Origin of the sequence: Alkalihalobacillus trypoxylicola, assembly GCF_001590785.1 — a bacterium.
GTDB classification, from domain to species: Bacteria; Bacillota; Bacilli; order Bacillales; family Bacillaceae_D; genus Alkalihalobacillus; species Alkalihalobacillus trypoxylicola.
Genome location: NZ_LTAO01000008.1, coordinates 22,783 through 36,788, shown reverse-complemented (window position 1 = coordinate 36,788; position 14,006 = coordinate 22,783). Strand labels below are relative to the sequence as shown.

14 protein-coding genes are annotated in these 14,006 nt (G+C 37.4%); all 14 read right to left on the bottom strand.

Annotated features, from left to right (window positions below):
- Nucleotides 1–54: 54 nt before the first annotated feature.
- Nucleotides 55–1,005: a ribose-phosphate diphosphokinase gene (locus AZF04_RS05985; RefSeq protein ID WP_061947975.1), complete on the bottom strand. Its 951-nt coding sequence runs from the start codon at nt 1,003–1,005 to the stop codon at nt 55–57.
- A 41-nt stretch (nt 1,006–1,046) separates the two neighbouring features.
- On the bottom strand, nt 1,047–2,402 hold the full coding sequence (glmU, locus tag AZF04_RS05980) for a bifunctional UDP-N-acetylglucosamine diphosphorylase/glucosamine-1-phosphate N-acetyltransferase GlmU (RefSeq protein ID WP_061947974.1): 1,356 nt from the start codon (nt 2,400–2,402) through the stop codon (nt 1,047–1,049).
- 292 nt (nt 2,403–2,694) lie between these two features.
- A complete protein-coding gene (spoVG, locus tag AZF04_RS05975) occupies nt 2,695–2,988 on the bottom strand; it encodes a septation regulator SpoVG (protein ID WP_045487693.1) in 294 nt (97 codons plus the stop codon).
- Between the two features lie 232 nt (nt 2,989–3,220).
- Nucleotides 3,221–3,598, bottom strand: a complete 378-nt coding sequence (locus AZF04_RS05970) for a RidA family protein (RefSeq protein ID WP_061947973.1) — start codon at nt 3,596–3,598, stop codon at nt 3,221–3,223.
- 24 nt (nt 3,599–3,622) lie between these two features.
- Complete coding sequence (gene purR, locus AZF04_RS05965) at nt 3,623–4,447, bottom strand: pur operon repressor (protein WP_061947972.1); 825 nt, start codon at nt 4,445–4,447, stop codon at nt 3,623–3,625.
- Nucleotides 4,448–4,515: 68 nt separating this feature from the next.
- Nucleotides 4,516–5,367 (bottom strand): 4-(cytidine 5'-diphospho)-2-C-methyl-D-erythritol kinase, encoded by an 852-nt coding sequence (ispE, locus tag AZF04_RS05960; protein WP_061947971.1) that lies wholly within the window; start codon nt 5,365–5,367, stop codon nt 4,516–4,518.
- 452 nt (nt 5,368–5,819) lie between these two features.
- Nucleotides 5,820–5,999, bottom strand: a complete 180-nt coding sequence (locus tag AZF04_RS05955) for a small, acid-soluble spore protein, alpha/beta type (RefSeq protein ID WP_061947970.1) — start codon at nt 5,997–5,999, stop codon at nt 5,820–5,822.
- Nucleotides 6,000–6,114: 115 nt separating this feature from the next.
- Nucleotides 6,115–6,378: a biofilm formation stimulator Veg gene (gene veg, locus AZF04_RS05950; protein WP_045487715.1), complete on the bottom strand. Its 264-nt coding sequence runs from the start codon at nt 6,376–6,378 to the stop codon at nt 6,115–6,117.
- Nucleotides 6,379–6,618: 240 nt separating this feature from the next.
- Complete coding sequence (gene yabG / locus AZF04_RS05945) at nt 6,619–7,488, bottom strand: sporulation peptidase YabG (RefSeq protein WP_045487718.1); 870 nt, start codon at nt 7,486–7,488, stop codon at nt 6,619–6,621.
- Nucleotides 7,489–7,571: 83 nt separating this feature from the next.
- Entirely contained in the window at nt 7,572–8,450 is an 879-nt protein-coding gene (gene rsmA / locus AZF04_RS05940; RefSeq protein WP_061947969.1) for a 16S rRNA (adenine(1518)-N(6)/adenine(1519)-N(6))-dimethyltransferase RsmA, read from the bottom strand.
- Nucleotides 8,447–9,007 (bottom strand): ribonuclease M5, encoded by a 561-nt coding sequence (rnmV, locus tag AZF04_RS05935; protein WP_061947968.1) that lies wholly within the window; start codon nt 9,005–9,007, stop codon nt 8,447–8,449. The genes rsmA and rnmV overlap by 4 nt, the downstream gene beginning before the upstream one ends.
- 173 nt (nt 9,008–9,180) lie before the next feature.
- Entirely contained in the window at nt 9,181–10,434 is a 1,254-nt protein-coding gene (locus AZF04_RS05930) for a G5 and 3D domain-containing protein (RefSeq protein ID WP_061947967.1), read from the bottom strand.
- Nucleotides 10,435–10,790: 356 nt separating this feature from the next.
- On the bottom strand, nt 10,791–11,558 hold the full coding sequence (locus AZF04_RS05925; protein ID WP_045487728.1) for a TatD family hydrolase: 768 nt from the start codon (nt 11,556–11,558) through the stop codon (nt 10,791–10,793).
- 85 nt (nt 11,559–11,643) lie between these two features.
- On the bottom strand, nt 11,644–13,638 hold the full coding sequence (gene metG / locus AZF04_RS05920; RefSeq protein WP_061947966.1) for a methionine--tRNA ligase: 1,995 nt from the start codon (nt 13,636–13,638) through the stop codon (nt 11,644–11,646).
- Between the last annotated feature and the right edge of the window lie 368 nt (nt 13,639–14,006).

Sequence of the window (14,006 nt, the reverse complement as noted above, 5' to 3'; positions counted from 1 at the left end):
CTACATACCTTATGTGTTCCCCTAAACGTAAAGGTTCAAACCTTATTTTAGAAATTAATCAAATAGTGTACTAACAGATACATGCTCGTGAACGCGAATAATCGCCTCTGCCATTAGCGGAGCGACAGATAGAGGAGTAATCTTATCGATAATTTTTTCCTCTGGTAATACAATCGAATTGGTGACAACTAATTCTTTTATCTTCGAATTTTTAATACGTTCAATCGCTGGACCTGATAAAACAGGATGAGTACAGCATGCATAAACCTCTTTTGCTCCATGCTCCATTAAAGCATTTGCTGCTAAAGTAATCGTTCCTGCTGTATCGATAATATCATCAATAATAATAGCCGTCTTTCCTTCAATATTACCGACAATATTCATGACCTCAGATACATTCGGCTTTGGACGACGTTTATCAATAATAGCAATAGGCGCTTTTAATCGGTCGGCCATCTTTCTAGCTCGAACTACCCCACCATGGTCCGGTGACACAATGACTAAATCATCTAATCTCTTTTGCTTAAAATAATCAGATAAAATAGGAACACCCATTAACTGATCAACCGGAATATCAAAGAAACCTTGAATTTGAGTGGCATGTAAATCTAATGTTAACACTCTAGTAGCACCAGCCGTTTCAAGGAGATTTGCTACTAGCTTTGAAGTAATTGGCTCTCTAGCACGGGCTTTTCTATCTTGACGTGCATACCCGTAATAAGGCATAACAATGTTAATTGTTTTAGCTGATGCTCGTTTTAATGCATCAATCATAATTAACAATTCCATAATATGCTCATTTGCAGGAGCAGAAGTTGATTGAATTAAATAAACGTCACAGCCACGAATACTTTCTTCAATATTAATTTGAACCTCACCATCACTAAAGCGCATAACCGAACTTTTTCCCATTGGAACTCCGATATGTTCAGTGATTTCGTGAGCAAGCCCCTTGTTAGAATTCAATGTAAATACCTTTAACCTTGAATCACCATACTTAGCCATTTGTTTACGTTCCCTCCACATTTTCAATTGTTTCGTTTTTTCTATTTGCGATAGTCTTCTTTGTTTGTCTGTCTAGCTCTTGCAATTGATAACGCACGATCTGGAACATCATCGGTAATGGTTGAGCCCGCAGCAATTAGAGTATCTGCTCCAACGGTTACAGGTGCAATTAAATTACTATTACATCCTATAAAAGCTCGGTCCTCTACCTTGGTCAGAAATTTATTGTGACCATCATAATTAACCGTTATAGCCCCACATCCAAAGTTTACATCTTCACCGATGTCAGCATCACCAATATAACTTAAATGGGAGGCTTTACTTCCATACCCTATTTTTGCTTTTTTAATTTCAACAAAGTTACCAACCTTTACTTTATCATGAAGTTGCGATTGTGGTCTAATATGGGCAAAGGGACCAACCTGCACCTCGTTTCCTACTTGACTATCATGAATCACTGATTGTTTAATATTCGATCGATTCCCGATTTGACAGTTTTTAAGTTCACTATTTGGACCAATTATGCAATTTTCGCCTATTATCACATCACCTTGAATCATGGTTCCTGGATAAATTACCGTATCTTGGCCAATTTTTGCATCACTAGATATATACGTTTGGTTAGGGTCTACTATCGTAACCCCCTCACGCATCCACTTTTCGTTAATTCTCTTTTTCATAATTGTTTCTGCTTCAGAAAGGGCTACTCGGTCATTAACACCTATCGTCTCTTCCATAGACTCTGTTTGGTAAGCAGCTACCTTCCCTCCTGAAGATTGAACAATCTCAATTACATCTGGTAAATAATATTCACCTTGAGCATTATCATTTCCAACCTGCGCTAATGCCTGGAAGAGAGTCTCATTATCAAAACAATAAGTTCCTGTATTAATTTCATTAACGAGTTGTTCTTCTTTTGTCGCATCTTTCTGTTCAACAATTCGTTCAACAAGCCCTTTATTACCACGAATTACTCTTCCATATCCAGTCGGATTAGGAGCTACTGCCGTTAAAACTGTTACTTTCGCTTGTTCTTGTTCGTGGGTTTTAATTAATTGCTCAATCGTTTCTGCTGTAATAAGAGGAGTATCTCCACAAAGAACAATTGTTATCCCGCTTTTCCCTGATAATACAGGCTCAGCTTGCAAAACGGCATGACCTGTTCCTAATTGTTCCTTCTGTACAACATAAGAAATTTGATCCCCAAGTTGTTTCTGAACATCTTCTGCACCATGTCCAACAACGGTAACTTTTTCTTCGAATCCTAATTGATTGACTTGATCAACGACATGTTGAACCATTGCTTTTCCACAAACCGGATGAAGAACCTTGTAAAGCTTAGATTTCATTCGTGTTCCTTGGCCTGCAGCCAATATAATAGCAAAACGACTACTCATAGATTCCTCCCAGACGATCCTTTTTTTCCATTACGAATATATCTCAAATTCGCTTCTATTTCAAGATGAAAGGTACCTAGATTTCCATTGAAAAGAGAAAAGATCATCTAAATTTCAAAGATTGGAATCATTTTATAATCATTTACAATTTTTGATAATTAAAAAATGACTAAGAATTTCTGTACGATTCAATTAGATAAGGTCATGTAATTTATGTTGTAGTTTTCGATTTTATCGAACCACCTAGAGCATAAAAAGAAGTCTCACTTAACGATAAGTGAGACTAGTAGACTTAAGAAGCACCTGCTTCTTCATATTCAATTCCATCAAATTCCCCAACTCTTTCATACTCTTCCAATACAGCAGTTTGAATTTTTTCGCGTGTTTGAGAAGAAATTGGATGAGCAATATCACGGAATTCCCCGTCAGGAGTACGCTTACTTGGCATAGCTACGAATAAGCCATTATTACCATCAATGACACGAATATCATGGACCACAAATTCATGATCAATCGTAATAGAAGCAATGGCTCGCATTCTACCTTCCGTGTTGACTCTTCGTAATCTCACGTCTGTTACTTGCATGTTAGTCACCACCTATAGTTTGTTTAATCTTATTACACTTAATTCGAGGTAAATTTGGGAAATCCTTCTTTAATTTAAGAAAATTTCTTTCTTTTTGAGAAATTTCTAAACGAAAATATTAAAAAACCTTTTTAGATTTCTCACTTTGTATACCTTTTCATACGTACAACCTAAAATTCCCAAAAAAAAATAATGAAAGGAAAGTTCCTTTCATTATTTTTAAGATATTGTTTTATTCATTTACTAGAGCGATTACTTCAATCTCTATTAAAACATCCTTCGGCAAACGAGCCACCTCGACACAAGAACGGGCTGGTTTATGTTCAGAGAAATATTGTCCATATACTTCGTTAATAGCTGGGAAGTCGTCCATATTTTTAATAAATACGGTTGCTTTCACTACCTTTTCAAGAGAGGAACCAGCCTCTTTTAATACGGCCTTCAAATTTTTAAAAACCTGATGAGTTTGCTCTTCAACAGTACCGTTTACAAGGTCTCCATCTGACGTTAGCGGAATTTGACCGGAGCTATACACCATATTATTTACAATCATCGCTTGAGAATAAGGACCTATAGCATCTGGTGCATCTTTCGTATAAACCAATTTCATTACATTTCCTCCTCTTAGTATCGATTATAATTTATCTAGTACATTTCCAGCTTCTACTTTTAATTTCTTTTCTTGGACGTTAATCTCTGATATCCGAGTGATCGAAATATACTCATCCACTAGCTTTTCCTCGACTTCGACAGATTCAACTAGCACTCCAATCCCAACTAAGTCAGCTTCAAACTCAGCTAGTAAATCAATCATTCCTCGAATCGTGCCTCCCGCTTTCATAAAATCATCGACAATAAACACACGGGAACCAGGTTCTATACTTCTTCTGGCCAATGTCATAGTTTGTATTCTTTTCGATGAACCAGATACATAATTAATACTTACCATCGATCCTTCTGTCACTCGATGATCTCTACGAATAATACTAACAGGAACATTTAAATAATCTGCTACTGCGTACGCAAGAGGAATCCCCTTTGTAGCAACCGTTAAAACGGCATCAATTTGTTTATCAGCTAATGCACCAGAAAATAACCGACCGACCATTTTATTAAAACGCGGACTCCCTAGCACATCCATCATGTATAAGTAGCCACCTGGTAATATTCGATCCGATACAGCTAATTGCTCAATAATAGAATCAACCAGCTCGCTTGCTTCCTCTTTACCAACCTTAGGAATATATTTCACTCCACCACTTGCTCCTGGAATGGTCAATAATGAACCATACCCTTCATCCTCAAAAATTTCCTTCACGATCACTAAATCCTCACTTATCGAGGATTTAGCCGACTGATAACGTGCAGCAAAGTGGGTTAATGAAATAATCTCATGTGGATGTTGTAAAAGAAAGTAGGTCATATCCACTAACCTTCCACTTCTTTTTAATTTTTTCATAGTCCCTCCACAAAATCCGAATTATTTATAAATAAGATACCACTAACATACGGATTTAGGCAAGTTGTTCATCCTATTAATCGAACAGCATACACATCACTACAAAACCCTTTTAATCCATTATACACACGATGCATTCGAGATTCCTTCTCTACGAGCCCGAACACAGTCGGTCCACTTCCACTCATTAACACACCGTCTACACCGAACTTCTCCATTTGTTCCTTAATGTGTCGAACTTCTGGATATAAATCAAGGGTTACGCTTTCTAGAGTATTATGGAGAAGCTTACAGATCTGTTTAAAATCCTTTTGTTCAATAGCGCTCTTCATTCCCTTTGTATCTGGATGTTGGATATTATTTATATTTAATTTATTATAAATATCTGCAGTCGATACACCGATGGGCGGCTTGGCTAGAATAACCCAACAAGATGGTGGTGAAGAAATTTTTTCAATTCTTTCTCCTCGACCTGTTGCTAATGCAGTGCCTCCATAAATACAAAATGGCACATCTGAACCAATTTTTTCACCCAGTATCGCTAACTCATCTAAACTTAATCCTAATGACCATAATTGATTTAAACCTTTAAGAGTTGCCGCAGCATCACTACTACCTCCAGCAAGCCCGGCAGAGACAGGAATTCTTTTCGTTATGTAAATCGAAACCCCTCTTTTAACCTGACAATGCTTTTTAATTAATTCAGCAGCCTGATAAGCTAAATTACGGTGGTCGTTTGGAACGAACCCTTCAGACACATCAATGACAATTTTGCCATCCTCGCGATCAGTAAAGTCTAATCTATCAGCTAAATCTACCGTCGTCATAATCATTTCGACTTCATGATAGCCATCCTCACGCTTTCTTAATGTATCTAATGTTAAATTGATTTTTGCAGGAGCTTTGATCGAACACTTCAAAATTGTCACCTTCTATAGTTTCCATTTGCTTACGTTATTTTATCACTAGTTCTCATAACATACCACCGTCATTTATAGAAATCATTTCGGCCTAATTACTCATAACCTATGATGATTTATATCTAGTATAGTCATAAAGGATAAATTCTTTTCACTTTTTTGTAAACGAACAAAAAAATCTCCCTAAAAAGGGAGTATGTAAAATGTAATATGGTTTAATTTGACTGTTCTTCCTCATCCACTTCATCTTTTGCACTTTCTAGCATTTCATTAATAGATTTAATATACTCTTGTAAACTCATTTTTATCCACTCCCAAATAAGTTTTTGTTACATCTATCTTTCCCTTTATTTATTTTTTTAAACACTAATGATTAGTTGAAAAATTAAAAAGGCAAGAGCTCACTAGCTCTTGCCTTCTTTCAAAACCTTGTCGTTGTTCATTGTTTTTTACTATTGATTACGGTTGCTCAATTGCTCTTCAGCGATTTCAATGGCTCTTTTCACCATATTACCAGCATCTCTTGCCTTAATACCGCCCCAGCCTTCTTTTTGCACGGTATCATAAAATCCAAGTTCCTTCGCGATCTCTTCTTTTAAAGAATCTGACATAACTCCTCTTCTTCTTGACAAGATAAACAACCCCTTTTTGTAGAAACACAAGTTGAACAACGACATTATTAGTATGAAATAAAACAAAAAAAATATGACTTCCTGTTCTTGGCAAGAAGTCATTGTGTGATGCACTTTATGCTTTTATAACTCCACTTTCGCCTTCTTCACAAAACATAAGCTCAACAGATTCCGTCAATACATCTGCATAGCTATATGAAACACGTTCAAACGCATTTTGTTGTTCATCTAATTTTACGATGAACACTGAAGGATATGTTTCCTCAAGAAGACCAGACCGTTCCATCGTTTTTCGACGACCACCATTTGCCTTAATTGTGATTCTCTTTCCGACATTTGCATCTAAAGCTCGTTTGATGTCTACTAAAGTTTTTCCCATCTGTACACCCCACCTCACTCAGATATTATTTTACACGATCCTACAAAAAAAGTCAAATAAATTTTAAATTATATCAATTGGACTAGAACCTTGTCAATAAGTTTATTTTAAAACGGCAGTAAAATTTAAATTTATGACTTCTATTCGTCTATTTTGTCTTAAAATTTGAAAATTATGTATGGTTTTTACTTTTATACGTTTACAAGTAAAAAAGCCATCCATACTTTTATGTAGGATGACTCATTTTGATTTTCTTCTATCGATATAGGGCAATCCTATTCTCATGGCCCCACAGGTCTCGATGCCTCCTAAGCCTTTATCACCTGTTATCGTATTACGAATGACGTCCCATAAGCTAACACGCTCCATAAAAGACGTCATACTTACTTTTGCAACAATATATACTGGATCAAGAGCATGGATGTTGATTCTTTCTGGAGAGCTAGCAAAATTAGCTCCTGCTTTAATGAGTGTTTCAAAATGAGATTGGCATGCACCGGCAAAAATAACGAGCTGGTCCCGATGCGGGCAGTATTTCCTAGCAATTCTTACACACTCAGCAAAATATTTTGTATGTCTATATGCTCTTACCTCTTCTTCATCACCTTTTGATTTGACGTAAGCATCATGTCCAGTAACGACCAATATATCTGGTTGAACCATTTCTAACAACGATTCTAACTGTTCTGGCATTTCTTTTTCCTGTAGATGAACGCCATATACAGGAATGCCCAATTTTTGGTAGAGGTCCGTACACTTTCTTAAATAAAAGCTATCACCATCTAGATGAAGCACCCGCCCTCTCATTTCGAAATAAGCTGGTTCTGAAGAATAGCTATCGGAGCCTTCATATTCATTTCTTTGCTTCATTAATTTGGCATCTTGACGAAAAAGGCGATAAGATTTGTCTTCCACTTCTTTTATCTGCTCTCTTTTTCTAGTTCGCTCTTGCTCTGTTACAAGCTTCAAATCCTTTAAAGGAGCATCTGCAAGTAACCGCATATCTTCCCCCGCAAGCTCTGCTATCGTATCCTGAAGCTTCATGACTCTAAAAAACATGTCACATTGATAGGAATGACGGGCTACAATATCTCCTACTTGTATTTTCATCGATACGCCTCCCTCTTCTCAATAAACTATGTGAGAAGAAGAACTTCTGTGATTCTGTTTTAAATTAGGAAAAAAGGTGAGGATTAGTGGCGCTGTAAACAGCTTAATAACGAATCGCTTAAGAGCGCAAATTCCTCAAGAGACAACGTCTCACCTCGTCTTTTAGGATCGATATTAGCTTGAGCAAGGGCTTGTTCGATTTCCTTTTTCTTTTCTTTAGATTCCAGGTTGTGAATTAAGTTATTAAGAATCGTTTTTCTCCGATTAGCAAAGCTTGCATGAAACACTTTAAAGAAATACTCCTCATCCCTAACTTCAACTGGCGGCTTTGGACGGATCGTTAAACGAAGAACCGCTGAATCCACTTTTGGCCTCGGAACAAAAACAGAAGCTGGCACTGTCATGACTTTTTCAGCTTCTGCAAAATACTGAGCTGCTATACTTAAGGAACCATATTCCTTCGTCCCTGGTTTTGCTGCAATTCTTTCCGCTACCTCTGCCTGAATCATGACCACAATTCCCCTAATAGGCAATTTTTCCTCTAATAACTTCATCAATATCGGAGTGGTTACATAATAGGGTAAGTTAGCCACTACCATGATATCTTGGTCCTGTTTAAAGGTTGATTGAATGGTCGCTGTTAAATCGGCTTTTAACACATCAGAGTGAATAATTTGAACATGAGGGTATGGAGATAAGGTATCCTCTAAAACAGGTAATAAACGTTGGTCAATTTCAAACGAAACGACCTTCTCAGCTTTTTTGGCAATTTGCTCAGTCAAAGCTCCTATACCTGGTCCAACTTCAATAACGCCTGTATCAGAGGTAATTTGAGCAGAGTCGATAATTTTGTCTAGAATATTTGTATCGATTAAAAAGTTTTGCCCTAAGCTTTTCTTAAATTGAAATCCGTATTGAGCTAGTATCTCTTTCGTCCTAGCTGGCGTTGCAATATCCTTCATTGTGTCTCCTCCGCTTCATACACAGCCTGTAATGCATTTGCAAACTCTTCTTTGCTAATATGAAAAGTTTTTAATCTTACGTATAGCTGTTTTCCGTTTGCATATCCTATTCCTAAATAATCACCTAATAGCTCTCTTCTTCTTTTGGCCATTGTACCGGCGATTAACCCCGCCGTATGTAAATCATTTCTGGTGATTTGTTCACCTGGTTCTTCATATTCCTGTCTGACATTTTCTAAAGCAAGCCTTATTGCTTCGGGTGTTGCATTTTCTATACCTAGGTCATCACCATTTTTCGAAATAGCCTCTTTTTTAGGAAGAAAGGCATGCTTACATCCATTTATTTTCGCACTTATTTGTTTTCTTATTTTTTCACCAGGATAATCTGGATCGGTAAAGATAATGACACCACGTCGCTCATTTGCAAGTGCGATTTTTTTTAGTGTCATCTCGTTCAGAGCAGAACCATTCGTTTCAATCGTATCTGCATTCACCGCTCTTTTTATTGCTGTCGTATCATCCTTACCTTCAACGACAATGACTTCTTTAATTTTCATTGTTTACTCCTCTTTAACCATTAACTACTCTTCTTTCCCCTCTTTATTTTACCACTTCTCTAAATAAAAATGCGAATCCTCATACAGACTTCTCTTGGTCGTATCATTACGATCCAAAAACAAAAAACCCGTCAGCCAAAGGTTAGCTAACGGGATTTATTTTACAATCAGCATTAATCTAAAATCGTTACCTTCACTTGCTTCCTTCCCCAACGGTTTGCTTCCGCTTTAGTAGGAACGTGAACATCTATTTTATTACCATTAATCGAGCCACCGGTATCTCCTGCTATCGCTGTTCCGTATCCCTCTACTTCAACTCTACTACCTAAAGGAATAACATTAGGATCAACCGCAATGACCTTCATATTCGGATTTGCCTTTAAATTAATTCCAGTTGCCGTCACACCACTACAACCGTTACAGCCTGCCGTATACGCTGTTGCTGTAACTGTCAGCGTTCTTTTTGATGAGCTTTCATTTTGACCGCTTGTTTGTTTAGGTTCTGACTTTTGGCTTTGGTTAGATGGCTTTGAGCTTCTGCTGGCTACTTGAACAGGCTCTTGCTTTGTTCCAACAGCCACAATTCGATCAGAGCTTTCTTTAACAGTTTCTGTTTTTATCAGCTCTCGAGAAACCTCTTCTCCATCTTCAAATACCACTTCAAAGTGCTTTGCAACTTTTCCTTCTTCTCCTTGAGCAACAACTTGCTCCTTGCCACTTTCGAGGTCGTCATCCTTTTGCGTTACTGTTCCGAAAGCTACATTTTCTTCCACCACATCGGTGACTTTTTCTACCCGCACAACCTTAACTTGTGCTTCATTATCTAACTTTTCCTCAAGTGCTGGCTCAACTCGGTCAAGCTCCCCTAAAGATACGTTTGCATTTTCTAAAAAGTCAGCGACAGTCGTCGAAGTTGTCCAAAACTCTTGTTGTTCACCGTCACTCGTTAAATCTACCAAGAAGGCAGACTCATAGTTTATTTGCTGCTTATTTGAAATCGGCGTTGATAGCGATGGTTCTATCAAGTCGTGTTCTGTGTATGCTATATCTAAATTTTGTAGAAGTTGTTCTATTGTATCTTCAGTCGTCCAAACTTGCTCTTCTTTGCCATCAATGGTTAACGTTACTTCTTTCGCTTGTTTCCAAACGATGCTCATATCTCCATCAATATTCGTATCAAGGGCAGGTTCAATTAAATCATGTTCTTGGACTTCCCAATCTTGCTCCATCATCAAATCAGCAATTGTATTAGCATGAGTGATAATCGTTTCTTCTTCCCCATCTATGCTAACAACAACCGTGGCCTTCGTCACCTCGTATACAGCGTAAATAATTACGCCAACGAAGAGAATGAGACTAATGACGGAGATGATTAATCTCTTACCAGAAAATGATTCAGGTAGAAGATTACGCAGGTTTGCTTCCATGTCATAAACTCCTCTCTCTCAACGTCCGAATTATAAACACTGACCTCCTCTTTTGTCAACTTTATATTTTTTAGTCTCCGCCGCATTGAGTTCATTATCTATGAAAACGCAAGCAAACGAAATAAAAAAATATCGACAGAGACACTGTATGCCTTGAAATAGTTTTGTAGAACAAAAGCGAATTCTATCAGCCTCGGACAGGCATTTACATATTACGACATAAAGTCACCTATACCCTGTGTTTTAATGCTTCTGTCCCTCTACACAATTTGCCAAAATGTAAACAAGATGTAATATTTGTAACAATCCATTTTCAGGATATAAAAGGAAATATAAGGTAAATACTCTCTCGTTATTTAGTTCAATCTAAATAGCTTTTTTGCGTTTTGGCTCGTCGTTTTAGCTACTTCTTCGAAAGTCATTCCTCTTAAATCGGCAATTTCCTTTGCTACTAATTCGACATAGGCAGGCTCATTCCTTTTTCCTCTATAAGGATGAGGAGCTAAGTAAGGACAGTCTGTTTCTATTAAAAGCTTATCTAATGGAATTTCTTTAGCTACTTGCTTAGGTCTCTTCGCATTCTTAAATGTAACAGGACCACCTAATGATATATAAAAGTTCATATCTAAGCATTGTTGCGCTATTTCCACGCTTCCACCAAAGCAATGCATGATACCACCGACTTCACTGGCTTCTTCTTCTTTTAGAATATCAACAACGTCTTGGTCAGCATCTCGATTATGAATGATAATCGGTAAATTTACCTTTTTAGCTAAACGAATTTGTTTACGAAATACTTCTTTTTGAACATCCTTTGGTGATTTATCCCAATGATAATCTAATCCCATCTCGCCAAGAGCCACAACCTTGGGGTGTTGAGAGAGCTCCTCTAACCATGTTAAATGGTCTTCTGTCATATCTACCGCATCTACAGGGTGCCATCCTACAGCAGCATAAAGGTTATCATTGTTTTCTACTAATTTTAATGCCTTCTTGATCGTTTTTTCATCAAAACCGACTACGACCATTTCTTTTACCTTAGCTGACCTTGCTTTTTGGAGTACTTCCTCCAAATCATCCTCGAATTGATCGGCATTTAAATGAACATGAGTATCAAACAACATGAATTACACTTCCTTGTATTTGTTATTTTAAAATAGCAATAGAGAGAAGAGCATCCTTCTCTCTATTTTTAAATTTTGATTACAATTACTTTACTTTTGCTCCATTCGGGAGACTTCCATCAATGGTTGCTAATGTTAATTTCTTTCCTTTAGTTCCTGCTAGTATCATACCCTGAGATAGCTCGCCTCTTAATTTCACTGGTTTCAGATTTGTAACACAAATGACTTTTTTCCCTACAAGCTCCTCAGGTGTATAGTATTTTGCTATACCCGATACAACTTGTCTTTTTTCAAAGCCAACATCTAATTGAATTTTTAAAAGTCGGTCTGCTCCCTCTATCTTTTCTACTTGTAATATCTCAGCAACATGTAGTTCTACTTTTGTAAAATCTTCAATGCTTATTTCTTGGTCCTGGACAACGGGCTCTATCGTTTTAGACTCTTGAGATTCTTCGGTTATTAAAACACCGCCCATAGTTTCTATAATATAGGCTACCTCTTCTTTTAAATCTAAACGAGGGAAAATTGGCTCGCCTTTCTGAACCTTTGTACCAGCTCTTAGTTGACCAAAGGTACGGATAGATTCCCATTCTCTTGCTTCAGGTTCAATTGCGAGCTGATCCCAAATTTTAGCAGGAGCTTTCGTCATAAATGGTTGAATAAAGATAGAAATATAACGTAGTGATTCAGCTAAATGATACATAACCGAACCTAGTTCTTCTTTCTTCGCTTCGTCCTTTGCTAGCACCCAAGGTTGTGTTTCATCTATATATTTGTTTGTGCGACTCACCATTTGCCAAATAGCTGTCAAAGCAACTGAAAACTCCATTTCTTCCATTGCCGTTTCTACCTTTGTTACCGTGGCATCTACTAGATCAATTAAATCTGCATCAAACGGTGTTGCATCCTTAACATAAGTAGGAATCTCACCATCAAAATATTTATTAATCATGGCAACTGTTCGATTTAATAAATTTCCTAAATCATTTGCTAAATCAAAATTTATACGCTCAATAAAGCCTTCTGGTGTAAAGGCACCGTCAGCTCCAAATGGAACCTCCCTTAGCAAATAATAACGAAGTGCATCAAGTCCGTAGCGATCGATTAAAGGAACGGGATCAATGACATTCCCTTTGGATTTAGACATTTTTCCATCCTTTGTTAATAACCAGCCGTGACCAAACACTTTTTTTGGTAATGGTAAGTCAAGGGCCATTAACATAATAGGCCAGTAAATCGTATGGAATCTAACGATTTCTTTTCCTACTAAATGTACATCTGCCGGCCAAAACTTCTTATAGTTTCCATCTTGATTTGTTCCATAGCCAAGAGCCGAAATATAATTACAAAGCGCATCGATCCATACATACATAACATGCTTTGGATTATTAGGTACTTTAACTCCCCATGAATAAGAGGTCCTAGATACCGCTAAGTCCTCAAGACCAGGTTTAATAAAGTTGTTAATCATTTCTTTCTTTCTTGACTCTGGTTGGATAAATCCAGGATTATTCTCATAATATTGAAGCAGCCGATCGGCATATTTACTCATTTTAAAGAAATAAGATTCCTCTCGCACCTTTTCAACTGGATGCCCACTATCTGGACTTTTTCCGCCGATAATTTGTCCTTGCTCATCTTTTATAGGGTCTACTAATTGAAGCTCTGTATAAAAGGTTTCATCAGGTACAGAATACCAGCCTTCATACTCATCTAAATAAATATCCCCTTGCTCAACAAAGCGCTCAAAAATTTTCGTCACAATCTCTTTATGACGGTCCTCTGTAGTTCGGATAAAATCATCATAAGATATCTCTAATTTTCCCCATAAATCTTGAATGCTTTTTACCATATCGTCAACGAATTGCTGTGGTGTTTTCCCAATATCAGCTGCTTTTCGTTCAATTTTTTGCCCATGCTCATCCGTTCCTGTTAAGTAACGTACTTCATACCCACGCAGTCGCTTGTATCTCGCCATCGCATCTCCGGCAACCGTAGTATAAGCATGCCCAATATGAAGCTTTCCACTTGGATAATAGATAGGCGTCGTAATATAAAAGCTTTTCTTTTCTTGTCCCATTTTTCAATTCCTCCATTTAAATGTTTTTCAAGATTGTTTCTATGTGGCATTGTAAACAAAAGATAATAGAAAGGCTGCTTTAAAAATAGTACAGCTGCACCTATTCCTAATAAGGTAGCTTCCATAAGGGAACCGCTTTATTCATTGGCTGTTAGTTACATCTGTCATTAGCACTTTTCTTTACCATACAAAAAGCCCTCATCCACCATGGGACGAGAGCTGAACTCACGTGGTACCACCCAAATTCCCCTTCCTTCATTAGAAAGAAAGGCTCATTAGTCATAGACAACTGTTAACGCCAGCAACGTCACACCCTTATGCCAATTAGGTCACTCGAATGCAAATTCCTCCCGAGACCATCTTCTAGT

Bases quoted from the DNA above. Each gene is read 5' to 3' on its own strand.
- AZF04_RS05985 (WP_061947975.1), bottom strand. From the start codon at position 1,005: ATGGCTAAGTATGGTGATTCAAGGTTAAAGGTATTTACATTGAATTCT.
- AZF04_RS05970 (WP_061947973.1), bottom strand. From the start codon at position 3,598: ATGAAATTGGTTTATACGAAAGATGCACCAGATGCTATAGGTCCTTAT.
- AZF04_RS05925 (WP_045487728.1), bottom strand. From the start codon at position 11,558: ATGTTGTTTGATACTCATGTTCATTTAAATGCCGATCAATTCGAGGAT.
- yabG (WP_045487718.1), bottom strand. From the start codon at position 7,488: ATGAAAATACAAGTAGGAGATATTGTAGCCCGTCATTCCTATCAATGT.
- metG (WP_061947966.1), bottom strand. From the start codon at position 13,638: ATGGGACAAGAAAAGAAAAGCTTTTATATTACGACGCCTATCTATTAT.
- AZF04_RS05930 (WP_061947967.1), bottom strand. From the start codon at position 10,434: ATGGAAGCAAACCTGCGTAATCTTCTACCTGAATCATTTTCTGGTAAG.
- purR (WP_061947972.1), bottom strand. From the start codon at position 4,447: ATGAAAAAATTAAAAAGAAGTGGAAGGTTAGTGGATATGACCTACTTT.
- rnmV (WP_061947968.1), bottom strand. From the start codon at position 9,007: ATGAAAATTAAAGAAGTCATTGTCGTTGAAGGTAAGGATGATACGACA.
- veg (WP_045487715.1), bottom strand. From the start codon at position 6,378: ATGGGAAAAACTTTAGTAGACATCAAACGAGCTTTAGATGCAAATGTC.
- rsmA (WP_061947969.1), bottom strand. From the start codon at position 8,450: ATGAAGGATATTGCAACGCCAGCTAGGACGAAAGAGATACTAGCTCAA.
- spoVG (WP_045487693.1), bottom strand. From the start codon at position 2,988: ATGCAAGTAACAGACGTGAGATTACGAAGAGTCAACACGGAAGGTAGA.
- glmU (WP_061947974.1), bottom strand. From the start codon at position 2,402: ATGAGTAGTCGTTTTGCTATTATATTGGCTGCAGGCCAAGGAACACGA.